General features: G+C 59.8%; 18 protein-coding genes. 7 read left to right on the top strand and 11 right to left on the bottom strand.

The window, feature by feature from the left end:
* The first annotated feature begins 104 nt into the window (after nt 1–104).
* Nucleotides 105–1085, top strand: coding sequence for an aldo/keto reductase (locus ABD837_RS05925; RefSeq protein ID WP_345051514.1), 981 nt, complete (start codon nt 105–107; stop codon nt 1083–1085).
* Here the strand turns inward: ABD837_RS05925 and ABD837_RS05920 are convergent.
* The 6 genes from ABD837_RS05920 to ABD837_RS05895 form a co-directional block, all read right to left on the bottom strand.
* The gene (locus ABD837_RS05920; RefSeq protein ID WP_345051511.1) at nt 1082–4288 is read right to left on the bottom strand and encodes a PAS domain S-box protein; all 3207 of its coding nucleotides are present in this window, start codon (nt 4286–4288) and stop codon (nt 1082–1084) included. The two genes, ABD837_RS05925 and ABD837_RS05920, sit on opposite strands and share 4 nt — an antisense overlap.
* Nucleotides 4289–4411: 123 nt before the next feature.
* A complete protein-coding gene (locus ABD837_RS05915; RefSeq protein WP_345051508.1) occupies nt 4412–5227 on the bottom strand; it encodes a mechanosensitive ion channel family protein in 816 nt (271 codons plus the stop codon).
* A gap of 172 nt (nt 5228–5399) precedes the next feature.
* Nucleotides 5400–7496, bottom strand: a complete 2097-nt coding sequence (locus tag ABD837_RS05910; RefSeq protein WP_345051506.1) for a peptidylprolyl isomerase — start codon at nt 7494–7496, stop codon at nt 5400–5402.
* Nucleotides 7497–7576: 80 nt separating this feature from the next.
* A complete protein-coding gene (locus tag ABD837_RS05905) occupies nt 7577–8686 on the bottom strand; it encodes a glycosyltransferase family protein (protein WP_345051504.1) in 1110 nt (369 codons plus the stop codon).
* 107 nt (nt 8687–8793) lie between these two features.
* Nucleotides 8794–10374: a T9SS type A sorting domain-containing protein gene (locus tag ABD837_RS05900; protein ID WP_345051502.1), complete on the bottom strand. Its 1581-nt coding sequence runs from the start codon at nt 10372–10374 to the stop codon at nt 8794–8796.
* 93 nt (nt 10375–10467) lie between these two features.
* Nucleotides 10468–10971 (bottom strand): redoxin domain-containing protein, encoded by a 504-nt coding sequence (locus tag ABD837_RS05895; protein WP_345051500.1) that lies wholly within the window; start codon nt 10969–10971, stop codon nt 10468–10470.
* Between the two features lie 192 nt (nt 10972–11163).
* Between ABD837_RS05895 and ABD837_RS05890 the strand changes: the two genes are divergently transcribed.
* The 5 genes from ABD837_RS05890 (at nt 11164) to ABD837_RS05870 (ending at nt 18342) form a co-directional block, all read left to right on the top strand.
* Nucleotides 11164–12096 (top strand): hypothetical protein, encoded by a 933-nt coding sequence (locus ABD837_RS05890; protein WP_345051497.1) that lies wholly within the window; start codon nt 11164–11166, stop codon nt 12094–12096.
* Nucleotides 12097–12287: 191 nt separating this feature from the next.
* Nucleotides 12288–12764: a nucleoside deaminase gene (locus ABD837_RS05885; protein ID WP_345051495.1), complete on the top strand. Its 477-nt coding sequence runs from the start codon at nt 12288–12290 to the stop codon at nt 12762–12764.
* A 140-nt stretch (nt 12765–12904) separates the two neighbouring features.
* On the top strand, nt 12905–14428 hold the full coding sequence (locus ABD837_RS05880; protein WP_345051493.1) for an FAD binding domain-containing protein: 1524 nt from the start codon (nt 12905–12907) through the stop codon (nt 14426–14428).
* A gap of 136 nt (nt 14429–14564) precedes the next feature.
* A complete protein-coding gene (locus tag ABD837_RS05875; protein WP_345051491.1) occupies nt 14565–16865 on the top strand; it encodes a xanthine dehydrogenase molybdopterin binding subunit in 2301 nt (766 codons plus the stop codon).
* A gap of 40 nt (nt 16866–16905) precedes the next feature.
* Nucleotides 16906–18342, top strand: coding sequence for a hypothetical protein (locus ABD837_RS05870; RefSeq protein ID WP_345051488.1), 1437 nt, complete (start codon nt 16906–16908; stop codon nt 18340–18342).
* Between the two features lie 138 nt (nt 18343–18480).
* Here ABD837_RS05870 and ABD837_RS05865 read toward each other — a convergent pair whose 3' ends face one another.
* From ABD837_RS05865 to ABD837_RS05845, 5 genes are all read right to left on the bottom strand, one after another.
* Entirely contained in the window at nt 18481–20160 is a 1680-nt protein-coding gene (locus ABD837_RS05865) for an amidohydrolase (protein WP_345051486.1), read from the bottom strand.
* A gap of 167 nt (nt 20161–20327) precedes the next feature.
* Nucleotides 20328–22736, bottom strand: coding sequence for a glycoside hydrolase family 3 N-terminal domain-containing protein (locus ABD837_RS05860; RefSeq protein ID WP_345051484.1), 2409 nt, complete (start codon nt 22734–22736; stop codon nt 20328–20330).
* Nucleotides 22737–23050: 314 nt separating this feature from the next.
* A complete protein-coding gene (locus ABD837_RS05855; protein ID WP_345051482.1) occupies nt 23051–23812 on the bottom strand; it encodes a WecB/TagA/CpsF family glycosyltransferase in 762 nt (253 codons plus the stop codon).
* Between the two features lie 374 nt (nt 23813–24186).
* On the bottom strand, nt 24187–24675 hold the full coding sequence (locus ABD837_RS05850; RefSeq protein WP_345051479.1) for a glycosyltransferase: 489 nt from the start codon (nt 24673–24675) through the stop codon (nt 24187–24189).
* Nucleotides 24676–24727: 52 nt separating this feature from the next.
* Nucleotides 24728–25171, bottom strand: a complete 444-nt coding sequence (locus ABD837_RS05845; RefSeq protein WP_345051477.1) for a glycosyltransferase — start codon at nt 25169–25171, stop codon at nt 24728–24730.
* Between the two features lie 826 nt (nt 25172–25997).
* On the opposite strand from ABD837_RS05845, the gene ABD837_RS05840 reads away from it, so the two are divergent.
* Nucleotides 25998–26690 carry a polysaccharide biosynthesis/export family protein gene (locus ABD837_RS05840; RefSeq protein WP_345051982.1) on the top strand — a complete coding sequence of 231 codons (693 nt, stop codon included), beginning with the start codon at nt 25998–26000 and terminating at the stop codon, nt 26688–26690.
* The last annotated feature ends 8 nt before the right edge of the window (nt 26691–26698 follow it).

Raw genomic sequence — 26698 nt, 5'->3', positions numbered from 1 at the left:
CAACGGCTGCAGAACAGTACGGCTGGGGTGCTTGGCGGGGCAGGGTGCTCAGAATCTGCTTCGTTGGGTGCCCGCTTGCCTCTTTCCCCCTTTTTCCTCAACCGATGATGACCCGAGAACTTGGCCGTACCGGCCAGCAGGTTTCAGCCCTTGGCCTGGGCTGCATGTCGATGGCCTCGGACTATGCCTATGGCCCTAGCGACGCCCGCGAAGCTGCCACCACGCTACACCGGGCCCTGGAGCTGGGCGTGACGTTCTGGGACACGGCCGACGTGTATGGGTTTGGGGCCAACGAGGAGTTTTTGCGGCCAGTGCTGCAAGCGCACCGCCCCGAAGTATTCCTGGCCACCAAGTTCGGCTTTGTAGCCGATGGGCAGGGCGGTACCGCACTCGACGTGCGCCCCGAGCGCATTGCTGCTGCTTGCGACGCCAGCCTTCGTCGGTTGGGCGTGGAGGTAATCGATTTGTATTACGCTCACCGCATCGACCCGACCGTGCCCGTGGAGGAAATGGTGGGCGCAATGGCGGCGCTGGTGCAGGCCGGAAAAGTGCGCTTTTTGGGTATTTCGGAAGCGTCGGCTGCTTCGCTGCGTCGGGCGGCGGCCACGCACCCCATTTCAGCGCTCCAATCGGAATATTCGCTGTTTACCCGCGATGTAGAGGCCGAAATTTTGCCAGCGTGCCGCGAATTGGGCGTGAGTTTGGTAGCGTTTTCGCCATTAGGCCGCGGCCTGCTTACAACGGCCGGGCCGCAGCTGGCAGCACAGGACTTGCGTCGCAGCATGCCCCGCTTCGACGATGACAACCGCGCGGCCAACGCCCCGCTGCTGGCGGGCCTGCACGAAATGGCAGCAGCTAAAAACTGCACACCCGCGCAACTGGCCCTGGCCTGGCTGCTGGCGCAGGATGCCCGCCTGCTCCCTATTCCGGGCACCAAACGCTCCAAATACCTCGAAGAAAACGCGGCTGCAGCTGCGGTGATGCTGCACCCAACCGACCTGCAGCAACTGCAGCAGCTGCTGGTGGCACACCCGGTAGCGGGCGCCCGCTACAGCGAAGGCGCCCTGCGGCTGGTGAACCGCTAGTTGATGGGTGCCGCTGCTTGGTCCGGTTGGGCCCCGACCACCCACTGGTGCACCATCTTCAGCAACGTTATTTCCTCGAAGGGTTTGGTCAGGTAGTCGTTCATGCCAGCCGCCAGGCATTTGCCGCGCTCCCCCACAATGGCATTGGCCGTGAGGGCCACAATGGGCGTGGCCAGGCCCAGGCTTTGCCGCATTTGGGCAGTAGCCTGATACCCGTTTTGCACGGGCATCTGCACGTCCATCAGAATCAAATCGTAGCGATGAGTACGGGCCATTTCTACGGCTACCTGGCCGTTGGCAGCTTCGTGCACTTCAATGCCGGCATTATTCAGAAAAACAGTGGCCAGCAGGCGGTTGAAAACGTTGTCTTCAACCAACAGCAGACGCTTGCCGTGCAGAGCCTGGTGCAGGTAGTCAAGGTTGTCGCACTGCTTTTGGGCGAGCGACTGCGGGTGGCCCACGGCAAGCCGCAGGGTGAACCGGCTGCGGGTACCCTTGTGCTTGCGGCTTTCGAGTTGGAGATGGCCGCCGAGCAGCGCCACCAGCTTCTGGCTAATGCTCAGGCCCAGACCGGTGCCCCCAAACTGCCTGCTCACGGACGAATCTTCTTGGCTAAACTCTTCAAAAATCTGTTCCAGATAATCGGCTTCAATGCCCACACCGGAATCCTCCACCACAAATTCAACCAGCGCTTCGTGCGGCGCGGGCTGGCCCAGCAGCGTGCAAATCAGGCGGACATGGCCCTCCTCGGTGAATTTAATGGCGTTGCCAGTCAGGTTGAGCAGTACCTGGGCGATGCGGTGCGGGTCGCTGAACAACACGGCGGGGAGCGTTGGGTCGAGGAGGGTTTCGAAGAGCAGGCCTTTTTCTTCGGCCCGGTAGCGCAGGGTTTTTTCCACCTGCTGGCACAGGCCCACGGGGTCGAAACCGATGTGCTCGACAGAGAGGCGGCCTGCTTCAATCTTCGCCGAGTCCAGAATGTCGTTGATGACAACCAGCAGCGTATCGGCCGAGGCCGCGATGGCGTGCAGGTAGCTGGCCTGAGTAGCGTCGAGCGTGGTTTTTTCCAGCAAGTGGCTCATACCCAAAATGGCATTCATGGGCGTCCGGATTTCGTGGCTCATGTTGGTCAGGAAGCGTTGCTTGGCCTGGGTACTGGTTTCGGCCACGGCCTTGGCCTCGCGCAGGCTGCCCTCCAGCTGCTTCTGGGGAGTCACGTCGAGGTAAATACCAATAGAGCCTACGTGCCGATGCTGACCATCGTAGAGCGGAGCACCGCTTACCAGCAGCCACTTGGGCTGACCAGTTTTAGTAGTGACCTTGATTTCGTAGGAATCGGCCACTCCCTCCTGGCGCGATTGCATCTTGCTTTCTACCAGGGCCAGGTCGTCGCCGCTCAGCAGCAGCGGCGACAGTCGCTGCCCCTGGAGCTCTTCGTTGCAAAAGCCGGTCATCTCGCAGAAGCTCTGGTTGGCATACAGCAAATGGTCTTCCAAATCGGCCTCTACCAGTCCGAGCGACATGTTTTCGATAATGCCGCGGTATTTTTCCTCGCGGCGCTTTAAGGCATCCTCGGCACGGGTACGAGCCGTAATATCGGCGAATTTCCACAATTGCCCGATGTAGCGCGCGCCGTCGAAAATGGGCGTGTAGTCGCGTTGCAGCGTGCGCCCGTCGCACAGGGCGATTACGTCGCCGGTAACCGGTTGCCGCCGGTGCAGCAGCGCCGTAATGCGGGCCTGGTACCGGTTGGGATTCTGAACGTATGGGCGGGTATGCTGCGTCAGCCAGGCCCCGTCCTGGCCGGTGGGCGGTGCCAGCGGGGCAGGCATGGGCAGCAACTGGGCAAATGCTTCGTTGGTGAAGACGATGTGCCGGTTTTCATCTTCCAGCACCAGCCCTTCCCGAAAGTTGCCGATAACCGTAGCCAGCTGCTGGGTAGACGCATCCAAGTCTTCCCGGGCCTGCTTCAGGGCCGATATATCGCTCTGTAGGCCGCTCAGCAACAGCGGCTGACCGGCCGTGTCGTGGCCCGAGATAATGGCCCGGCTCAGCACCCACTTGTAGCTACCGTTACGGCACCGGATGCGGTATTCGGCGACGGCCGTAGCGGTTTTGCCCTGCACGTAGGCCCGCACCGCCTCTCGCACCCGGGCGAGGTCGTCGGGGTGCACGTGGGCCACCCAGCGCTCATATTCATTTGGGAAGCTTTCGTTGTCATAGCCCAGCATGGCCTTGTATTCCAACGAAAACAAGACTTCGTGCGTGTGCAGATTGAGCTCCCAGGCACCATCGCCGAAGCCTTCCATGGCCAGGCCCAAACGCAGGTTGCTTTCGCGCAGGGCACTTTCGGCCAGCTTCACAGGCGTAATATCAAGTAGAATTCCGCTGTACTTCACCCAGTCCGGGCCGGTGCCGGTCACGCTGGCCTTGCCCTGCATCCACCGCACCGGCTGGCCGGGCACCACTACGCGCCCCTCGTACGTCCACGAGGCGTAGTGACGGGTGGCATAGTCCATGTTTTGCAGAAATCCTTCCAACTCATCGGGGTGGATGAAGTCGGTCATCCGGCTCAATTCTTCGGGGCGGATGCCAAATAACTCCAGCACTTTGGGGCTGACGTAGTCGAACTGATACGCGCCGCTGTGAAATCTGCGCCATTCATAGAGCACACCGGGCACGTTCTCGGCGAGGTTGCGGAAGCGCCGCTCGCTTTCGGCGTAGGCCAGTTGCTCCTGCTTCCACTCGGTCACGTCTTCGAGCAGGCCCAGAAAGCTCACGTTACCAGTATTGGCCTCCAGCACTGGTCGCACGGTCACCCGCAGCCAGCTGTTGGCCCCCCGGTGCGGATTTGTCACCTCGTACTGAAATGGCTGCCCCCGCCGGATGCTCTCCTGAATGTATTCCAGCATCGGCTCGTCGCACAGGTGGGCCCGCAAAAAGGACTCAGGCTTTTGCCCGAGCACTTCGGCCAGCTCCAGCCCGCACATCCTGGTAAAGCCTTTATTGACCCACTGAACCCGCTGGTCGGCATCGGCCAGCACCACCGCCGTGTACTCGTCCTCCAATAGGTAGCCCAGCAACCCTTCCACAGCGAAAGGCAAAGCGCCAGAGACGGCACTCAGCGCGGCTGCTTGCGCCCGCAAGGCCTGGTTCTCGGCCTGCTGCCGGGCTAGCTCAGCTCTCAGTTCAGCATTCGTCATACGGCGGCGATAAGAGCAGATGGCGCAATTTTCCTCGGCCAGCCCCACAGCCGGCAGCATCTGGCCGCTAACGCCCGAGCTAACTAAACGTTAGCTACGTAACCCGCCCGCAATCGGACTTCGCTACTCCGGGAGCTGGCGCACGTAGCTGTGCGACACCGGCACTGGCCCGCGCACGCCGTTCCGGGCCAAGGCCAGCTGCAACGCTTCGGTGAGACGGGCCTGCGCCGGGCCATTGCGCCCGGCCAGGGTATAGGCCCGGAACGATACCGCTAAGCTGCCCGGCCGCAGCGCCGTTACAACAACCTGCGGGGCAGGCGCGGGCATCACATCGGCATCGGCGGCCAGTAGTGGCAGGGCCCATTCGCGCAGTGCCGTTAGGTCCGAGGTGCTTTCAAGCTCGGCGGCAATGTCAACCAGCGCTTTGTTCTGGGCTGTTTTGTTCACGATGACGTTGTTCGAGGTAGCTCCGTTGGGCAGAATTACGGTGTCGCCCTGCAGCGTGATGAGGATGGTATTGAAAATCTGGATTTCGCTGACCTCGCCGCTTTTGCCCTGCGCCTCAATGGTATCGCCCACCACGTACGGCTTGAACACGAGGATGAGCACGCCGCCGGCGAAATTGGCCAGGGTGCCCTGCAAAGCTAGGCCTACCGCCAGCCCGGCTGCCCCCAGAATGGCAACGAACGAAGTGGTTTCGAAGCCTATCATGCCGGCTACCGAAACGAGCAGCAGCACCTTGAGCACGATGTTGACCAAGCTGCGCAGAAATGAGCTCAGCGATACGTCGAGGCGGGCCGTAGCCTTACCCAGCAGCTGGCTGGCGCGGCTAATCAGCCACCAGCCTACTATTAGGGCCAGGCCAGCCATCAGTACGCGGGGCAGGTAAAGTACGGCCAGGGTCTGGAGCTGCTGGGCGTAGGAAGAGAGCTGGTTCATGTATGAGGAAAACAAGTAGAAAAACTGCAGCAGGAAAAGCAGTATTTACTGATGACCTGGCTGGGCGTCAATTTCCCGAATAATCTGGCGATTTTCAGTTGGCGAAATGCTCACGCAAGCAGGCAACGGTCAGCCGTAAAAGTAACCGCCCGACGCAATTCCCGACCAGCACTTAGCGAGTCACCAATTCTATGCTCAGAATCTGGTCCCCGATGTCGAGCTTGTGTACCACATCCATCCCGCCTACCACCTGGGCAAAGATGGGGTAGCGGCCGTCGAGGTGCGGCGTAGGCGTGTGGGTGATGAAGAACTGGCAGCTCTCAGTGTCCTTGCCAGCCGAGGCCAGGCCTACGCTGCCTTCCTCGTAGTGCAGGTCACCGAACTCGGAGCGCAGGTTGTAGGCCACGCTGCCGTTGCCATCGCCGCGCGGGTCGCCGCCCTGCGCCACGAAGTTGGGCACCACGCGGTGGAAATACAGCTTGTCGTAAAACTTCTGGTTGATGAGCGTGACAAAGCTGGCCACCGCACCGGGCGCTTCGTTGGGCTTCAGCTCGAGCAGAATAATGCCTTTGTTGGTGCGCAGCCGCACCTGCTGGCCCAGCGGCACGGCCTGCACCACGGCCCAGTCGATGGGGTGCTGGGCGGCCGTAGCCAGGGGCGAAGGCGTGGGCTTGGGGGCTTTGGTCAGCTTGTCGAGGGCCCCTTGGAGTTGCTGCCAGGCCTCGATTTCGGTGGGCAGCTGCAGTTTGGCCTGGGCTGCGCGCAGGGCAGCCAGGTCGGCCGCCTGAGCTTCGGGGTAAAGCTTGGCATCGGCCAGCGCCTCGGCAGCGGTACCCAGCTGGGCCACGTCGCCCCCGGCCAGGCCCTGACGCATAGCAGCAGCAAAGTCGGCTTGGCGGGCCGCCGGAAAATCGGCCAGCCGGCGCATGGTCAGCAGCGAAGTAAGCGCGTAGCCCGCTACTACCGGCGACTGCCCCGTGGCAAACGCTTCGCCGCGCACAAAGTCGAACGCGGCCGGGTCTTCGCTCAGCGCTTCCAACAAAAAGCCCTTCTCGTACACCGAGCCCGCCACCGGGTAGCGCTTCTCGATGGTTTCTATCAAGCTGGGCCGGGCCGCGGCGCTTGCGTGTCGGACGGCCGCGCGCAACAACGCAGCTCGCACCCGTATCGAGGCCTGCTTGTTGCCATCGGCCAGGGCGGCCAGCGAAGGGCCAGCCTCGCCCCGGGCATGCGCCAGCAACCACTCGGCTGCCGTGAGAGCTACCGAAGCCCGGTCGCGGCGCAACGCTTCGAATACGGCCGCGCGGCTGGCAGGGTACGCTTCGGCTCCAAACGGCAGCGCCCGAATGGCACTTAGTCGCACGCGATAATCCGCGTCTTTAGTAGCCAGCCGGGCCAGCAATGCGGCCGGGTTAACGGCTGGCGGCGAAGCAGCTGGGGGCAAAGCAGCAGTTGCCGCCGGCGTCGGAGCAACGGGAGGTTCTTCAGCGGTCGTAACTGGCACGGGCACCGGGGCTTTATCGGCGAGGGCTGCGATTCGGCCCAGGGTGCTGGCCGCCGCCGCGCGCACGGCATAGCTGCGGTCTTTCTGGGCAATGCGCAGCAAGGTGCCTTCGGCCAGGCGTTGCAAGTCAGCGTCGAAGCCCCGGGTGCGCGAGAGGCCCACCACCGCGGCCAGCCGGCCGCGGGCGGGCATTTTGGGCTCATTCAGCAGCAGCACGGTGCGCCGTATGCTTTCGGGCGAGGTGAGGCCGCGCAGGGCGGCGCGACTCATGCCCCAGGCCAGCGCCGCAGCGCGGGCGGTGTCGTTCAGGGTTTCGACGCGCCAGAGCTCGGGCAGGGAATGCCGCGTAACGGTGCGGCCCAGGGCCTCGTGCACGTAGCGGCGCACCACGTCGTCGTTTTCCTTCAGCACGCGCACGCGCAGGCTGTCCACGGCGGTGCTGTCGCCGGTCTGGCCCAGGGCATAGGCTGCGGCGCGGCGTACACTGGGCTCCGCATCGCGCAGAAGGGGCAGCAAGGCAGGCACAGCCGTTGGGGCCTGGACCGAGGCCAGGGCCAGGGCGGCTTCGCGGCGGTAAATGGGGTTGCCATTGCTAAGCCAGGGCAGCAGGGCAGCCGCGTTGCGCTCGTCCTGAGCCGTGCCGATTTGCCGCATGGTGGCATCCTGGTATTTGTTGGCCGGGCCGCTGGCACTGGGCTGCGGGGTGCGGGCGCAGGCCGCCAACAGCAGCAGCAGCGCCCAGCTAAAACGGGTACGAATGGGCATAGAGACTGGAATGATGACCCGCGCGACTTGCGGGGATTTCGGCACTACGAAAAAATGGCACCAGCAACCGGGCTCCTCCCCTATTCGCCTCCCCACGCGTCGGATTGCGGCACGCTTTCCACCGGCAACTCCTCCCGAATTTCGCGCAGCTGCTCATCGAGGTAGGCAAACAGCACCTCGTTGCCCTCTTGCTGGTAACCGGCCAGCGCAGCCTCGTGGTTTGGCAGGCCATAGAGAAAGGCCCGCAGGTTATCGGCCGTAATGGCATCGAAATGGCGGCCGAACCCCATTTGCTGCACCTCGGCGGCATTCAGCCACTGCTCGAACTGGGCCGGAATGGGAATGGCGCAAATGGGTTTGTGCAGAAACACGGCCTCCGAAATCAGCGAGAAGCCGCCGTTGGTGACCACGGCCCGGGCGCTGGCCAAGTCGGCGATAAAGCCAGCCTCCGAAAACGCGCACAGCTGCACGTTGCCGTGGCTTTCCTGCTTGTTGAAGCCGTACACACGGAACTCCTGGTCGGGCAGTTGCTGGAGCAGCGGCACCAAGTTTTGCTGAGTAGTGGCCGATTGGTACACCAGCACGTGCGAGCCCTTGGTGGGGGCGGCGGCCACAATCTCGGGCCGGATAATGGGCGGCACCAGCGTGGTGTCGTCCTTGGCCAGGGGCAGGCTGAAGAACGTGGTAATGAAGTAGTGGCGGCTACGCGGCAGCTTGGCCCGCACAATGTTTTTGGCCAGCTGGTAGTTGCCGCGCTCATCGCGGGGCACCGCCACGTTCAGCTTCGCCCGGCTGATAATCTGCATGTTATCAATGCTGACAACTGACAGCCGGTGCAGCTTGGCAAACAGGTAGCTGAACGACTCGAAATCGGAAATCACCACGTCGGGCGCGAAGTCGCCGAGCAAATCGCGGTAGCGCGCAAAATTCACGCGTAAATCCTCCGGGGCAGTGCGCAGCGTGAGCACCGCCGTGCGCAGCTTGCTCACGGCTAGGCCGTCGTAAGCCAAGTGAAAGCCCCGTATTTCGAGTACGCGCTGCTTACCGAATGCCGCGGCCAGCATGGTGTAGGCGCGGCTACTGCTCACTACGCGTACGTCGTGGCCCTGGGCCAGCAGGTGGCCAATAACGACTTTGCTGCGCGTAGCGTGGCCCAGGCCCTCGCCGGGCACTCCATATAGAATTTTCATGGGAGCAAAGATGCGCAACGGCAGATTGGGAGCAACAGCTTACAAGGAACGTCCTGCCGGGCACAGCCGAGGCAGGACGTTCCTTGTAAGCTGCTCCAGCTGTCCTGCTAGTGCCCGTCTGTCACCACCAGCTTTTCGGTGCGGGTGCCTTCTTCCGAGTCCAGGCGCACGAGGTACACGCCGGCGCTGAGGCCCGCCAGCGGCAGGGGGAGGTGCTGCGGCCCGGCCGGGTACAGCTTCTCGCGCACCAGCGTGCGCACCAGCCGGCCCGTGCCATCGAGAATAGACACCGTAATGGGCCCGGGCCGCTCCTGCTGAAAATTGAGCGCGGTGGCTCCGCTGGCAGGGTTTGGGTACAGCGACACTTGCACGGTGCCGGGCATGGTAGCCTGGCCCGGGGCCGTGCTCAGCACAATGTTTTCGTCGCCGGGGCGGTAGGGCAGCAACTCGAAATAGGTGAGCAGCATCTCATCGAGGGTGCTTTCGCCCCAGGTAGTGACGCGCGGTGGGCTGCTGGGGTTGCGCGGGTTTTGGGCGGTGTTATCGTAGGTGGCATCGGCGATGAGCCGCGAGCCGGCCGGCACTTTTATCAAGTTAGAAAAGCGGAACGTACCCTGCCAGCGGAAGTCCCAGTCACCAATTTTTATCAGTCGAATGGTATCGCCATTGGGCTTTACCACGGCTACTTTCCAGGCCTTGCTCAGCAGGTGCGCGTGGGGCGCTACGCTCAGCATCGTCACATCGAAGGGCACGGTGAGCTGGGCGTGGAAGGTTTTGGTCTGGTTGGCCGGAATCACGAACGGGCCGTTGGTGAGTACCTGCGGCGAAATGACCGGCAGCGTCTGCACGTAGCGGGTGACCGGCTGGCGGGCGAAGAAAATGTTCACCACCGACGAGTCTTTCTGCGTGACGAAGTTGGGGCCGTAGTGCACCTGCACCAGCAGTGAGGCCCGGCGGTAAAGCTTCTTGCCCATGCCCGACGCGAAGAAGCGCGGCTGCATGCCCGGTACCCAGGCTCCGTACACGCCCTCCAAGGGTTCGAAGCCGAAGCCGCCAAACTGGGTATAGCCGTAGCCGGGGTCGGCCGCGTCGAGGGCCTGGGCCCGCTGGGTGGTATCGAGGGCAATGATGCTGTGGTGCACAATGCGCTTGTTGCCGGGCCGGAATTCGATGGCTGCGATGTCGCGGTCGGCGGGCAGGGTCACGGGCAGCACGAAAATGCGGTACATGTCCTGGCCATTGCCCTGGTGCGTGAAGGCCTTGGCCATCGGAATCACCAAATCGGGGGTGCCCAGCTGCGAGCCGCTGGGGTAGGTGGGCACCGGCGGCGTGAGGGCGGGGTTGCCCTGCGGCGCGCCGGCATCGACCCAAGCCGCGATTTTGGCAATTTCTGCGTCGGTCAGGGTATTTTCGTCGAGGTAGTGGCGGTAGCGCGGGTCGGGCTTCCACGGCGGCATGTAGCGCGTGCCCGTCACGTACTTAATGGTTTGGGCGTGGCTGGCTACTTCGGCGTAGCTGGTGAGCGGAAACGGGGCCACTTCGCCGGTGCGGTGGCAGCTGGTGCAGTGGTTGTACACCAGCGGCGCAATGTCCTGGCTGAAGGTGTACTGCGGCGTGGTCTGAGCGTCGGCGGGTTGTGCCGTACTCAAAGCAAGCAACGCCAGCAGCGAAGAGAAGAGGTGTTTCATGGGTTATGTTTACGGGTGGCCTCCAGCTGCACTGGCGAAGCGAATCAGTCAAAGTTCATCTGCTTTCTCGCCAGACGGTTATCGTTTTCAAAGTTACTCAATAAAGCAGCCCACCGGCTCGGTGCGGGGCACGGCCACGGGCTGGCCCGCCGCAACGGCCGCCAGCGCCTCAGCCAACTCGTGGTGGCGCGTCACGGCCCGGTGCTGGCCCAGCCCGGCGTAGGCATCGTCGAGGCGGCCCTGATACAGAATGGTACGGCCATCGGCGGCCACCACCACGGCTTCGGGCGTAACGCGGGCGTGGAGCTGCCGGGTAAGCTGGTGGCTGGCATCGGCTTGCAGCGGAAAGGCCAGCTGGTAGGTTTTGGCAAAGGTGGCCAGGCCGGCGGCGGTAGTTTCCTTGGCTGGAAACACGCCCACGAAACGTACCCGCTGCGCCCCGTACCGGGCGTGCAATTCCCGCAGCGGCAGCGTAGCCGCCTGGCTAATGGGGCAGGTTTCGGCCAGAAAAACGTACACCGTAGCGCGTGGAGCCGGCCCGGGCTCGTAACCCAGGAATGGCAGCAGCGAAAGCAACCAGAGTAGCAAGTGCGGCATAAAGGAAAGGGAGGCGTGAGGGCAGCAGCCGGGGACTTTGAAGGCGAAAAGCTGGAAAAGTTACATAGCCTTTCCGCTTTATTTTTCGAAGGTCCGTATTCAAGCCTTGCAGACACCTATTTTGCTGCCCGGGTTCCGTCATTTCGGCTCGGTTTTCGATTAGCGGCCCGCAACGCATTCTTTCATTTTTCTATGCCAATCCGTTTCGCTACTTCCTTCCGCCGCTCTGGGGCGGCCCTGCTCCTGGCTTCGGCCCTGCTATCCGGCGCCTGCACTGCTCCGCGCTCCATCATCACTTCCGGCAAGGTCACGCCCAAGGGCGAGTTCCGGGCAGGCTACAACCTGGGGTTTAACATTGCCAGCGCCCCCATTGCCCAGGCCAGCAGCGCCGTGAAGCAAGCCGCCAGCCAGGCCGCCAACGAGCAGAAGGTGAACTACACCGAAGCGACCACCCAGCTGCAGGCCGCTGCCCTGGCCTACGTGCTCGACCCGGTGCAGACCACCTCCGACCTGTTCATCCGCTACGGTATTGCTCCGCGCCTCGACGCCGGTTACAAGTACACCTTCGGCTCGCACGTGTTCGATGCCCAGTACCAGTTGCTGGGCCCCACGGGTTCCATCGAGAACCCCGGGGCTGGGGCCGCATCGGGCACGCTTTACGCCAGCGTGGGGCTGCAGTTTGCGTCCCAGCGTGCCAAGCTGCCCAGCCTCCCCTTTCTGTCCGACATCAACTCGGTGCTGAACCTACACGCCACCCGCTACGACATCCTGGTTCCGCTCACCTTCAGCAACTCGCTGGGCACGGAGGAAGAAATTGGAGCCATCAGCTACGGCGTGGCCTACGGCCACACCTGGATGACCTATGGCTTCGCGCCCACCAAGGTGTACAACGGCTCGGTGCAGGTGCCCTCGCTGCCCGACCAAAGCCGCAGCTTCTCGTCGTTTGGGGGCTTCGTCAACCTCAAAATCGGCTACCGCTACGTGTATTTTGTGCCGGCTGTATCGCTGTTCTACCAGAACTACGGCGACTTTGCCCTGCTCAACAACAATTCGGTGTCGCTGAAGGGCGTGACGGTCATCCCCTCGCTTGGTTTGCAGCTGCGGCTTCCTAACCTTATGAAATAGCCGGGTAGTGGCGTTGTTCTCCGCTTAGACTTCGCTTTGGGGCCGCTTCTTCGGAAGCGGCCCTTTTTTGTGTGCACCAGGGCGCGGACTGAGAAAGCGTTTGCGCAGAATGTGGCGGCCAGTGGCTTTCTTTGTTGCCCGTTTTTTAAAGTTTTACGCAGCTGCTGCCGCTCACCTTTTCCGCCCCACCCATGGAAGCTCCCAACCACGAATTTATGCGCGAAGCCATTCGCCTGTCCATCGACCAAATGAAGGCCGGCTTTGGTGGTCCCTTCGGGGCAGTAGTGGTGAAGGACGGCCAAATCATTGCCCGCGGCTTTAATCAGGTTACCACCACCCACGACCCCACCTGCCACGCTGAAGTGGATGCCATCCGCAAGGCCTGCAAGGAGCTGGGCACTTTTCAGCTCGACGGCTGCGACCTTTATACCAGCTGTGAGCCCTGCCCCATGTGCCTGGGTGCCATTTACTGGGCCCGCCCGCGCCGGGTGTTCTACGGCAACACCAAGGCCGACGCCGCGGCCATCGGCTTCGACGACCAGTTCATCTACGAAGAACTGGACCGCCCCATGGAAAGCCGTAAATTACCTATGACACAGCTGCTGCGCGACGAAGCCCTGGCCGGTTTTAAAGCCTGGACGGAACTGGAAGGCAAGACAGAGTATTAGAACGTCATGCAGAGCGCAGCGAAGCATCTCGCGTGCTACCACTAGTCAATCCTTTTTCTACGATTGAATTACTATCCCACGCGAGATGCTTCGCTACGCTCTGCATGACGTTCTTTTTGAATCGCAGCATACCCCACCAGATGATTGAATTTTACCTCAACGACCAGCCTATTCGCACCAGCGAGGCCCCGGCCAGTACGCTGCTCGATTTTGTGCGCTACCACGAGCAGCTGAAAGGCACCAAAATTGGCTGCCGCGAGGGCGACTGCGGCGCGTGTACCGTGCTGGTAGGCGAGCTGAATGCCGACGGCCAAACGGTGAATTACCAGAGCATGACCAGCTGCCTCACGCCGCTGGGCAATGCCCACGGCAAGCACATCGTGACGGTGGAGGGAATCAACGCGGCCGGCAACCAGCTTACGCCCGTGCAAAAGGCCATTGTGGACGAGGGCGGCTCGCAGTGCGGCTTCTGCACGGTAGGCTTCGTAATGTCGCTGACCGGCCACAGCCTGAGCACGCAGCCGGCTACCGAGAAAAGCACCATCGCGGCCATTGACGGCAACATTTGCCGTTGCACCGGCTACAAATCGTTGGAGCGCGCTGCCGCTAAGCTCACGGCTGAGTTGGAACAGCGCCCGGCTGAAAAGGCCCTGGCCTGGCTCAGCGAGAAGCAGTTTGTGCCTGGCTACTTCGCCGAAATTCCGGCGAAGCTCGCGCAACTGCGTTTGGGTGGGAGTCGGGAGGCTGCGCGTACGGCTGACGCAGCAAAGGCTGCGTCCCACGTTTCAACCTCGCCTAACGGGCATGCCCAAAGCCAGAACGACCACGACCACCAGGACGGTAGTAAGCCATTTACGCATGCCATACTGGGTGGTGGTACCGACCTGCTGGTGCAGCGCCTCGAAGAGCTGCGCGAGCAGCCCGGCGTGCGCCTAGTGTTCGACCAGCCCGGCCGGCGTGGCATCCGCCAAGCAACCACCGGCCGGGTAGTGCTGGGCGCGGCCACCACGGCCAGCCAGCTGCTCGAATCGGAGCTTATGCGCGGCCTGCTGCCCAACCTGCCGCAATATCTGAAACTGGTATCGAGCACGCCAATTCGCAACATGGGCACGGTGGCCGGCAACTTTATCAACGGCTCGCCCATTGGCGATTTAACCATCATGTTCCTGGCCCTGGGCGCATTCGTCACGTTGCAGGATGGCAACGGCCAGACCCGCGAGCTGGCTCTGCCCGACCTGTACCTCGGCTACAAAAAGCTGGCGAAAGCAGCCGACGAGCAGGTCATCGAAATAAGCTTTCCTGCCCCGCTGGCTGGCGACTTCTTCCACTTTGAGAAAGTTTCGAAACGCACCCACCTCGACATCGCCAGCGTGAACTCCGCTGCCTGGCTGCGGGTTAAAAATGACGTAATCCAGGCCGCCGCTATTTCGGCTGGCGGCGTCGGGCCGGTGCCGCTCTATCTGGCGCGCACTAGCGAGTTCCTAATTGGTCGCGAACTGACAGCCGAAACCGTAAGCGCGGCCAATGCCGTGATGCAGGCAGAAATCAGCCCGATTTCTGATGTGCGCGGCACAGCCGATTACAAGCGGCTGTTGCTGCGCCAGCTGCTGTGGGCCCACTTCCTGCAGTTTGCACCGGAGCTGGCAGTGGATGAATTGACATAAGATAAGAGAACCGAACGTCATGCCGAGCGGAGCCGAGGCATCTCGCGTGTGGCAGTAATCAATGCCCGTACAACGAAGCACGCGAGATGCCTCGGCTCCGCTCGGCATGACGTTCTCTCAAAAAGAATTAGAACCCATGAATCACCTTGACCCTCAGCGCCACGTGCGCGGCGAATCGCAGTACCTCGACGATGTGCCCGTGCAGCAGGGCACCCTGTACGCGGCCGTGTTTGAAAGCCCGCTGGCCCACGGCGTACTGAAGAGCCTCGACTTCAGCGCGGCGCTGGCGGCACCCGGTGTGGCGCGCGTGCTCACGGCGGCCGATATCCCGGGCATCAACCAGATTGGCGGCATTGTGGCCGATGAGCCGCTGCTGGCGGACGGGCATGTGCATTTTCGAGGGCAGCCGGTGGCGCTGGTGCTAGCCCGAACCGAGGCGCAGGCCCACGCGGCCCTCAAGCTGATTACCGTCGAAATTGACCCGCTGCCCATCATCACCGACCCACGGGTTGCTGCCGCGCAGGGCGAGCTGATTGTGCCGCCGCGCACCTTCAAAATTGGTGACTCGGAAGCGGCCTGGGCAGCTTGCGCGCAGGTGTTTGAGGGCGTAGCCGAGAGCGGCGGGCAGGAGCATTTGTACATTGAAACGCAGGGCGCTTATGCCTTCCCCACAGAGATGGGCGGCGTGCGCATGATTTCCTCCACGCAGGGTCCCACCGCCGTGCAGCGCCATACGGCGCACGTGCTGGGCTTGGGCATGCACCAAGTAGAAGTGGACGTGACGCGCCTCGGCGGCGGCTTTGGGGGCAAGGAAGACCAGGCCACGCCCTGGGGTGCCCTGGCGGCGCTGGGCGCGTTCATCACCAAAAAGCCGGTGAAGCTGGTGCTCGACCGCATGGCCGACATGCGCATGACCGGCAAGCGCCACCCCTATTCGTCCGATTTCAGAATCGGCTTCGATGCCGACCTGAAAATCGTGGCCTACGAAGTCACGTTCTTCCAAAATGCCGGCGCGGCAGCCGACCTCTCGCCGGCCGTGATGGAGCGGACACTCTTCCACGCCACCAACGCCTATTTCGTACCCAACGTAACGGCTACGGCCTTTTCGTGCCGCACCAATTTGCCACCCAATACGGCTTTCCGGGGCTTTGGGGGCCCGCAGGGCATGTTTGTGATTGAGTCGGCCATTGCCAAAGCGGCCGAAGCACTGGGCGTGCCGGCATACGAGATTCAGCGAAAGAACCTGCTGCGCGAGGGCGACCTGTTCTCGTACCGGCAGGCGGCCGACATGTGCCACGCCGAGCAGGCCTGGGATACGGCCGCATCGGAGTTCGATTTGGCCGGGATTCGGGCCGAAGTTGAGCAGTTCAATCAGACCAATAAACTGAAGAAAAAGGGCTTCGCGGTGATGCCCATTTGCTTCGGCATCAGCTTCACCAAAACGCCCATGAACCAGACGCGGGCGCTGGTGCACATCTACTCCGACGGTTCGGTGGGCATCAGCACGGGCGCGGTGGAAATGGGACAGGGCGTGAACACTAAAATCGCGCAGGTAGCTGCCCGCACGTTGGGCATTTCGATTAACCGCATCAAAATCGAAACTACCAACACGACGCGCGTCGCCAACACCTCCCCCAGCGCCGCCAGCGCCACGGCCGACCTCAACGGCAAGGCCACCGAAATGGCCTGCGCTGCCCTGCGCGAGCGCCTGCTGCGCCATGCCGAAGTGGAATACACGCTCAACTACGAGGGACTGGAAATCCGCGACGAAGAAGTACTGGCTGCTGGTGTTCCGGCCGAAACCAATTGGGAAAAGCTGGTTTCCTCCGCCTTCTGGAAGCGCGTGGCCCTCACCGAAAATGCCCACTACGCCACCCCAGACCTGCATTTCGATGCTACCGTCAACCAAGGCCACCCCTTCGCTTACCACGTCTACGGCACGGCTCTGACTACCGTAACGGTCGACTGCCTGCGCGGCACCTATACCGTGGATGCCCTGCAAATTGCCCACGATTTCGGCCAGAGTTTCAACGAAGTCATCGACCGCGGCCAGATTGAAGGCGGTGCGGTACAGGGCATCGGCTGGATGACCATGGAGGAAGTGGCTTACAACGACGAAGGCCGCCTGCTCAGCAACTCGCTCAACAGCTACAAAATCCCGGACATCTACGCTGCACCCAAAGTGTTAGACGTGCATTTCCTCGATACGCCGGGCCACCCCAAGGCGATTCTGCGCTCCAAAGCCGTGGGCGAACCGCCGCTTATGTACGGCATCGGCACCTACTTCGCCCTACGCGACGCGGTTCGGGCATTTCAGGGCCACACGGCCCTCCCCTTCTCGGCCCCGATGACGCCTGAGAAGGTGCTGGTGAGCTTGTACCCGGCGTTTGCAGACAGCAATCTGTCGCTAACGCACACCCTTCCAGCGCAGATTTAGCTGTCACTCTTTTGTCTTCGCTAAAACAGCGCTTTTTATAATGCCTAAGCAATTGATTAAGCAAGTACGGCTATTCCTAATCTTACTGCTACTAAGTTATCACACTGGTTATACTCAAACATTGAGCGCATGGACGCGGCAAAAACACAGCTATTCTAATGGAGAGCTTTATACTTTACCCGATGGTAAAGGAGTAGTGCACCAAATATCCCCACTCCCCAATCAGGAGTCTTCAATGCTTCGTCATGTTGTTTTCGATTCGCTCCTGCACCAGAAAAGACAAGCCTCGCTGATACTTGCCGGCTACGACTTACACCTAACTGACCATGCGCTGAATAACAAGGCGGCTTTCTATCGTTTCCGACGCAAACTTAACGACACTGCCTTCACCGCTGTAATTGATACGACCGGAAAAATTCTGAGCTTCCGTCGGGAAGCTTACAAGCAGAAATTAATCACTCATCCGCCACTACCCATGGCATCCGACTCGTTGTTTGTGCTATACAGCCAAGCGAACAACGAGAAGAGCTTTACCCTTGAATGCCTTGATGTTCAACAGCGTGTTCGCTGGAAGACTCCGTTCGCTTCGTCCGACCGTCCTATTTACCTCGTGGATTTCCAATCTGATGCTGAAAGCATCTGGATTATAAGTGCTGATCACGAGCAGGAGCAGACGATATGGTGCCTAGAATCGCGCACGGGGCGAGTGCTTTCCCAAGCGCGCGCAAGTGATGTTGACAATAAACGCTTTGTAGAAAGCACTTTATTACTACCCGACCATTCGCTGGTTTACGCTGGTCGCTCCTTGCCTGCGGAGGCCAGGCAACGGGCAATTTCTGTTAAAACCGGCGATTTATTTCTAACTCGCCGGTTGCCTAACGGCAGGCAGTTGTGGAGTAATACGAATGCAAATCAGTCAGCGCCCAGCGCCATCGTTTCGCCCCAAGACGTGGAAATACGGTGGGAGCATTTAGGCATCGACCCCTCCGGCAATTATTTTCTACTAGGAGAAACGTTTGCTAGTACGTCAGCTGCCAACAACACGGCCCAGATAATTGCCATGCACGCATTGGTAGGCTATGGCTACAATACGTCGTCGCTAACGCCGGTTGGTTTTGTGCAGGTGAAATTTGATGCGAAAGGCACCGTTTTGCACACTTCTGTTGTACCGCTACCACGCACTGCCACCTTTACAGAATTATCCTACATTCCTGCACAGCAGTTGGCCTATCTGGCCGAGAACAGAGGTTTTTTCCGCTTTCGCGCCACTTCTAGCGATGGAAATGCGGTTATTATGCGTAATAAAAAAGAGTTCAGCGTGTTGCATCTAGACACGCAGCAGATGACTCCTTTATATTCCGGACCATATACCGAAACGATGGACGTATGGTCCGGGCAAGGCAGTGGTGCCGTACTTTATCGAGCACAGCCAGCTAAAACTGCTCCCCCTGCGCCAAAATGGGTATCACTACCGTAAGCGGATTGAGGATATAGTTGTCTATGTTTAAAAACAGAAAGAGCCCATTGTGCTTAGCAATGGGCTCCTTTAATTAACAACGGTTCAACTATTTCCCCTCGCTATAAAGAATACATAGTGGTGACGCATAGTTAGGCCTTATGGCCTTTTCGCCTCGTACACCACCTTGCCGCCTACCATCGTTAGCTCGCTCACTGTGCCCGGTAAAGCCGGCAGCGGCACCGTGAAAATATCCTTTGAGAGCACTGCCAAATCGGCCAGCTTGCCGGGCGCTAAGGTGCCTTTTTGCTGCTCCTGAAACTCGGCAAAGGCGGCCCCGGCTGTGTAAGCGCGCACAGCTTGCTCTCTGGTCAGGGCTTCTTTGGGGTCGGCCAGGGTAGTTGCGAAGAGTATGTTGAGGAAGGGATTCATCGGGCCGTCGGAGCCCAGGGCGAAGGGCACACCACTTTCCAGCAACGAGCGGAAGGAGGCATGCATGTTGGCAGGAGCACCATGCTGCGGGTCGACTGCGGCGTTGATGAAGTGTGAGGAATTTTGCACCACCACAATGCCCAGCGCTTTGGCCCGGGCTTGCAGGTCGGCGCCTACCCCATCGCCGTGCTCGAAACGGACACGCTTGGTGCGCCAAGTGGCATCGTCGGACAACTCGTGCATGAGGCGCAGCACCAGACTAGCCGTACTATCGCCGGAAATGTGCAGCATCAGCGGCTGGGAGCTTTGCAGAGCCGTGCGCAACATGTGCCGCACGGTATCTACCGGAAAGTTGAGCTTACCGTACCAGCCGGAGCGGCCCGGATAGGCGCGGCGCATCAGCGCGCCGCCCTCCAATGGCGTGGCATCGAGGATGTATTTCACGCCCTCCACGCGGGCCAGCGGACTGGGGTTTTTATCGACTGCCGCCCATTCGCGGCGGTTGATGCCATAGGAGGTCGTCATTGGAAACGGGATGATGCGCTGACGGATGGGCAGCGCTGCGGCTTGCACCACGCGAAGGGTTTGGGCGGGTGGCAGCGCATCGGTCATGCTCTGCACGCTGGTGATGCCGAAGCGCACGGCAGCCGCGCCGTAGCCGCGCAGCAGCTGCGTCCAGACAGAATCGGGCAACTGGCCGTGGAGGACGCGGCGCGGCGCCCAATCGGCATACTCATTGAGCTGGCCAGTGAGCGCGCCGCCATCGGGCAACCGGCCGGTGGTGCCTCCCAATGGGTTCGCCGTCGCCTCTGTTATGCTTAAGCGCTGCAGGGCCAGGCTATTCACCACGCTGCCGTGCCCCCAGGGCGTGTGCAGCAGCACGGGGTGTTTTGGTGCCACGCGGTCGAGGTCGGAGCGGCGCAGTTGCGGGTCCTGCAACGCCAGCAGGCCCACTTCGCCTTCCAACCAAGTGCCAGGCGGCACGCGGCCAGCCAGCGCGGCCAGCGTATCGAGCACCTGCGCCGTACTGGGGCCGGGCACCATGGGGGCCTGCGGAAAATCGAAGAAGTGCCCCAACGGGTGCCCAGCCGGTAGGTGTGTGTGGGCATCATTGAAGCCCGGCACCACCGTACGGCCGCGCAGCTCGATGCGGCGCGTGCGAGGCCCTGCCAGCTTGCTGATGGCCGCCGTACTGCCCACGGCCACGATTTTATCGCCGCGCACGGCCAGCGCCTGGGCATAGGGCTTAGCAAGGTCGGCGGTGAAGATTTTGCCGCCGAGCAAGACAACATCAGGTGCGGCAGAACTGGCGGCGGCCTTGGCTGCAGGAGCTTTGGGAGCAGCCTGCTGTGCGGAAGCAGGTTGAAACAGCGGCAGCAAAGCAGCGATAAGCAATAGGTATTTCATAGCAGGAAGGACAGTGGCAAAAGTCGTTTCGGACGGAACCAACAAGCCGCGTCCGCATCGAATTTATTCTTTTTTATCCGAATATTCCTGTTAGTTTTTATCAACCACCGTTGCTGCCAGGCAAAGCGTTCTGGGCCTGCTTTTCATCCTAAGCATTCTGGACCCGCTTACTCCAGCTTGCTTACAAACGTACTTTTCACCCGAATATCAGTTGAAGAGCTGCCTACCAATACTTCGAACTCGCCGGGCTCCACCACCCATTTCATGTTGCGGTCGAGCAGGGCCAAATCGTCGGACCGGAGCGTGAAGTGGATGGTTTTATGCTCGCCGGGAGCCAGGCTCACGCGTTCGAAGCCGCGCAGCTGGCTGTCGTAAGTGATAACTGTGCTGAGCTTGTCGCGCAGGTAGAGCTGCACCACTTCGTCGCCCTTTACCGGGCCGGTGTTGGCCACGTCCACCGCTATGTCGATGGAGGCTTTGGGAGCAGCTTCGCGGGGCGTTATCTGCAGATTGGAGTAGGTGAAGGTGGTGTAGCTCAGGCCAAATCCGAAGGGATAAAGTGGGCCGTTGGTGGCGGTTTTGCCGCCGCCGTTGGGGTCGCCGCCAATGGGCTGGTCAGCCTGGGAAGCGGGTTTGAAGGGGAAGTTAAACTCAATCTGGCCCACGCTTTTGGGGAAGGTCATGGGGAGCTTGCCGCCGGGGTTGTAGTCGCCAAACAGCGCCTCGGCGATGGCCGTACCGCCCGACGAACTCGGGAACCACGCCTCCAGAATGGCCGGCACGTTGCGCGCCGCCCAGTTGATGGTGAGCGGCTGGCCGTTGATGAGCACCAGCACTACGGGCTTGCCAATGGCGTGCAGGGCCTCCAGCAGCAGTTGCTGACGGCCGGGCAGGTCCAGCGAAGTGCGCGACAGGCTTTCGCCCACCGTTTTATCGTCCTCGCCCAGCACGGCCACGATGACGTCGGCGGTTTGAGCTTTGGCCAAGGCTTCGGCAATGCCCTGCTGCTCGGCAGCGCTCAGGGGCGTGGGCACCAGCTCGGTATCGGGCCAGCCGGGGTTGGTTACGTCGCAGCCCTTGGCATACTGCACCGTGAGGCCGGGGCCGGCTGCCACCTGCAGGCCTTTGAGCACGGTGGTAACGGGGTTGTTGGCCGGGCCGTAGCGGCTGATGGCGGGGTCGGGATTATCGGCCATCGGTCCTACCACAAGCAGGTTTTTCAACTGGCCTTTTTGCAGCGGCAGCCGGGCGTTTTCGTTTTTCAGCAGCACCAGTGATTCCCGGTTGGCTTGAAGGGCGAAGGACTCGTCGGTGGGCGTGTGCACGGTTTTGTCGGCCTGTTGGGGGTTGGGCACGTAAGGTTGGTCGAAGAGGCCGAGGCGGAATTTCACGCGCAGCACCTCGCGCACTCGCTCATCGACGGTGGCCTGGGCCAGGCGGCCGGTTTTCACCAGCTCGCGCACATTGTTGATGTAGGTGGCGGGCGTGTAGAAGTTGGTCCACACGTTCAAGCCAGCCTCCACGGCCTGGCGGGTGCCGTCCAGAAAATCGGGCGCGACGTGGTGCTTTTCGGAGATAAATTCCACCGCCCGGCTATCGGACACCACGTAGCCATCGAAGCCGTATTGCTGGCGCAGCAACTCCGTGAGGAAGTAGTGGCTACCGGTAATGGGCACGCCGTCCCAGTCGTTGTAGCTGCTCATCACGCCCATGGGGTGGGCCTCCTGAATCACACGGCGAAATGGGTATAGGAATATCTGGTGCAGCTCGCGGGGCGCGACGTGCGGGTCGGTGCGGGCGTTGCCGTCGCGCCCACCCTTGGGCACGCTGTACACGGCAAAGTGCTTGAGCGTGGCAGCTACGCCCTGGCCCTGCACGCCAAGGGTCATCTGCTTGCCCAGCTCCGCGATAAGGAAGGGGTCTTCGCCGTAGCATTCCACCACGCGGCCCCAGCGCGGGTCGCGGGCGGGGTCCAGAATGGGCACGTACACGTTGGTGTATCCCAGGGCCTTGGCCTCGCGCCCCACGGTTTCGCCGGCGCGGCGCACCAGGGCCTTGTTCCAGCTGCTGCCGATGCCGATGGGAGCCGGCAACGGCGTGGCGCGGTCGTGGCACAGCCCGTGGATGCCTTCGTTGGTGAAATCAACCGGGATGCCCAGCCGCGTTTCCTCCACAAACCAGCGCTGCACGTTGTTGATGCCCACCGCGTGCTGGCTGAAAGGGAAAGTGTATTTACTGGCGGCTTTCGGGGTGTTGCGCACACCGTTCAGTTCCTCGTCGATATTTGCAATGCCGTCCTTCCAGACTTCGTTTTTCCAGCCGGGCGTAGGCATCTCGTCCTTCAGCACCCGCCCAAAACCGTAGAGCGTGGCCATCTGGCAGGTTTTCTCATTCAGGTTCATCTGGGCCAGCAGGTCGTCCACACGCTTTTCGAGCGGCTGGGTCACGTCTTCGTACACATCGCGCCGGCCATTTTTGTTGAAGTCGACCCAGCCTTTGTGATAGAGGCTTTTCTGGGCGTGGGCCATTGGGGCGAGCAGGCAGCCCAGGGCCAGCAGCAGAATTCTTCGGTTCATAAGGCGTGGTTGGGATGGTTTCGGCAAGCGGAAAACATCCGTAAACTTCCCGCCATAACGCCCCGAAACCAACGCTTATCTACGCAAACGTTTACAGGTATGTAAGGCAAAGCCCGCAGCCCAATAGCCCTGCCTGAAGCCACTCCGCTGGTTTTTTAGCCTCTTGCTGTCGAGATGCGGCAATTGACCTCACGCCGCGTCTTCGCTGAATACTGCAGAACAACTGGGCCTGTTGCTCCCTAAACCGGAGGCAGGCAACCACTATTCCACCGAAAAACACGGTTCCTGCCCTACCGAAATCAGCTACGAACCAATTACTTCTCTATTCTATCCTGCTGCTGCCATTGCCGCCAGATAATGGGCAGGAAGCTGAAACTATCAATAAAATAGCGGCGAAATAGTCGCCGGGGTTCGGTGGTAAAACGCCAGAACCATTCCATTCGAATCTGACGAACCGACTGCGGCGCGCGCATGGTAGTGCCCGCCTCAAACTCAAACGAAGCGCCTATGCCTAGGGCCACGTTCGCCTGCAGGCGGCGCAGATTCTGGTCAATCCATTTCTCCTGTTTTGGAGCCCCCAAGCCCACAAACAGGATATGGGGCTGCACATCGTTTATCAAACCGATGATTTTGCTGTTTTCGGCTTCGTCCTTTTCGAAGCCAAAGGGTGGGCAGTAAGTACCCACCACCTCTAGGCCCGGGTGTTTGGCAGCCAACCGCACAGCTGCTTTTTCGGCTACTCCTTCGCGCCCTCCCAAAAAGAACAGGCGGTAGCGCTTGGCCACGGCGTGCTTGCACAGCGCCGGAAACAAATCGGAACCCGTAACCAGCGACCGAAGCGGGGTGCCCAGCAACCGCGCGGCCCATAGCAGCGGATTTCCGTCTACGAGCACCAGAGCAGCGTTCGAGTAGCATTCCGCAAATTCAGCGTCCGCTTCCAGCTTCACAATGTGGTCCAGATTAGGCGTCACAACGGAACCTTGCTCACCACGTGCAATCAGGCGGTCAATCTGCTGAATGGCCTCTGCTTGCGTGATGTTGTTGATGCGGGCCTTCCCAATTGTTACGATTTCCAATCTGATAAAGCCTGTTGTTCGGCTGGTCGCAGCGCCAGAAGCAACTGCGCGAGCCTGCCGAACGATTATTGTCAGTTGAGTGCAGTAAAACCAACTGCCTCATTCCTTTCGGTGAGTGTGCCAGCGACAAAATCAGGCACGGTAAGCGAAACAACAAAATCACATAGTGACAAGAACATGTCGTGGTATCAGCGCACGTTCCGCAACGAAAACGGGGTGTTCCTCAAGACGGGCAGCCGCCGAACGTAGCGCAAAACAGCTGCGCTCAGCAGGCTTGCACACTAGAAAAAGCCCGGCCGCGGATTCAGCCAACCACTTACGGAATTGCTACCCCATTCAGTTTGTGTACTTCGTAACAAAGATAGGAATAGGGCTTATTTGTTAGTGGAAATAAAGCTGCCCAACGATTCCAGCAGGGTGTGGGAAGCATGGCGGCCAATCTTGTGCAACGGCTTGGCACCAGCTGTAATAAGCTCTACCAGCTTGGTTTTTAACTCAACTTCGTCGGCTGCTACGTTCACGTATTGTAGGGTTTTAAATACTTCACCGGCGGCCACTTGGTGGTCGTTGCGGTGCTCGCCATATTTTGCCAGCCGGGGAATAATAAGGATGGGTTTGCTCCGCTCCAGCGCACTCAGAATACAACCCATCCCGGCATGGCTGATAATTAAGTCAGCCTCCTCAAAGTATTTATTGAACTCAACCGGCGGAATGAAATCGTGGGTTTGAAGATGCACGGCTTCGAAAGTCGACTTCGAAACCTGGGCCACGAATGGAATGTGGTTGAACATGCCGGCCACTTCATCGACCACCTTAATCATCCGGTCAAAAGGCTCCTGCGTTCCGGTTATTACAAAAATCATGATAGAAGGGTAAAGGAGGGCCGATAGGTAGCTATTAGAAGTGCAACTTAAACTATGACAACACGTTGCCGGCAAACTGAACTTTGTCGGTGGCCAGTTTGGGCCATTGCGTGTAGGTACGGTCGGCGAAGCGCAACGCTATCTGCCCGCTCATCGAAATCTTCTCGATGTTGGCAATGCTGTCGAGCCAGATGGTGCGCGCTCCCGTCAGCTTGCCAGCCAGCAGGGCCATTAGTCCGGGCGCGGCGCCGGTCGAGATGATGACGTCCGGTTTAATGGTTGAGATTAGCCGGAACAGCTCATACCCTACTTTCAAGAGCTTCACTTTATTCCACCGGCTGGCATCGGGCACCGCATAAAAGGCGTGCCCGGGCACGGTAGCCGCGAAGCTGGGGTGCGTGGAGATGTAGCTGACGTCATGGCCGGCAAAAGCCGGCACAATGCGCTGTAGCTGTATCCAGTGGCCCCCGCCCGACGCAATTGCGACAACTTTCATGGTCTTGGTTTTCAATGAGTGTGAGCGCCGCGGGCATCGCGTTAAACGCTTCTTCCGAGCAGTGCTTTAATGCCGCTAATCAAACAGTTGCACCCACCTGGCAAATCACCCGGCTAGAAGCGGCATTACCGAGCTAAGCCAGACCGCTGCAGAATAAGTATTTACCGACTGATGTATCGGCAAAACAATGTTTTTTATCAACTAATTAACGCCGCAAGTTAAGCCTTATCCCAGTTAAAAGCAAAAGCGGAGGTAATTGGAATAGGCTGTAACCACGCCTGCCCAGGCCGTTATTGCTGAGGCGTTGAGCAGTATTACTAGCTTAATAAAGGCGAGCTACCAATAAAAAAATCCTTAAAATATCAACCAGTATCTCACAGCTTAATATCTTGTCAAGGTTACTAAATTATTAATTCGCATTTCCACTCTCCAGTGGGCAGGAGGCGTGGCTAGCGCCTTTAGTCCAATCAGAGGCGCGGAGTTTGGGGAGGGACTGGTACCAGACGGGTGCTCCAAGTGCTAAATAGCCTATTCTGAGCAGTTATTGACTTTCACCGAGCCATTTCAGTCCACTTACTCCCCCTTTATACACTATTTAACCCCAAGAAAATATTATTTTTTAGCCAGAATTCTTGCCGAGGCAAATGCCCTGCCTTACCTTTGCAACTGCTCTAGTCACGCCTTTTTCTGTAGAATAAGCAAAACTACATTTGCTGATTCCCTTTTTAATTACCCAATGCCCAGTATAAAGCACTTTTTATTTCTTGTTCTTTTTGTTTTATCCTGCTCCTGCAAATCCAGTCGCAACCTAGTCTATTTCAGCGACCTGCAAAGCACCGCTATTAGCCAAACGCCAATTGAGAACAGCACGGAGCCCAAGATACAGACGAATGACCTGCTAAGCATTTCGTTGAGCAGCCTGAATCCGGAGTCGAATATTTTATTTAACAGCGGCATGCTTCTGCCAGCTAACAATAACAATTCCAGCTCTTTATATAAAGTCAACGAGGGCTATCTGGTAGACAAAAACGGGGAAATTAACTTCCCGGTAATGGGTAAGGTGCAACTGGCGAACCTGACCATTGAGGAGGCCACGGAAAAGATGACGACGTTGATTAAAAAGTACGTCAAAAACCCCATTGTCAATGTCCGGTTCATCAATTTCAAGGTCACGGTTATTGGCGAGGTAAATCGGCCTTCTTCCTTCACTATCTCGTCGGAGCGCATCAACATCCTGGAGGCGCTGGGACTCGCCGGCGACATGACGGCCTACGGACGCCGCGAAAACGTGCTGGTTATCCGCGAGAAGAACGGAGTTCGGACCGCAGCCCGTATCAACCTCAACAACAAGGAGGTACTCAACTCGCCGTTCTTTTATCTGCAGCAAAACGACATCCTCTACGTGGAGCCCGACAACAAGGAAAAGCTTTCGCAAACCAACCTTGTCAACCGGTACATCCCCATTTTTGTCGCAACCATCACAGCCCTGGCTATTTTCTTCGGGAACGCTCGCAAATAGCGCTTCGC

The organism is Hymenobacter glaciei, assembly GCF_039539585.1.
In the GTDB taxonomy this organism is placed as follows: Bacteria; Bacteroidota; Bacteroidia; order Cytophagales; family Hymenobacteraceae; genus Hymenobacter; species Hymenobacter glaciei.
This window is presented reverse-complemented; position numbering and strand designations above follow the sequence as displayed.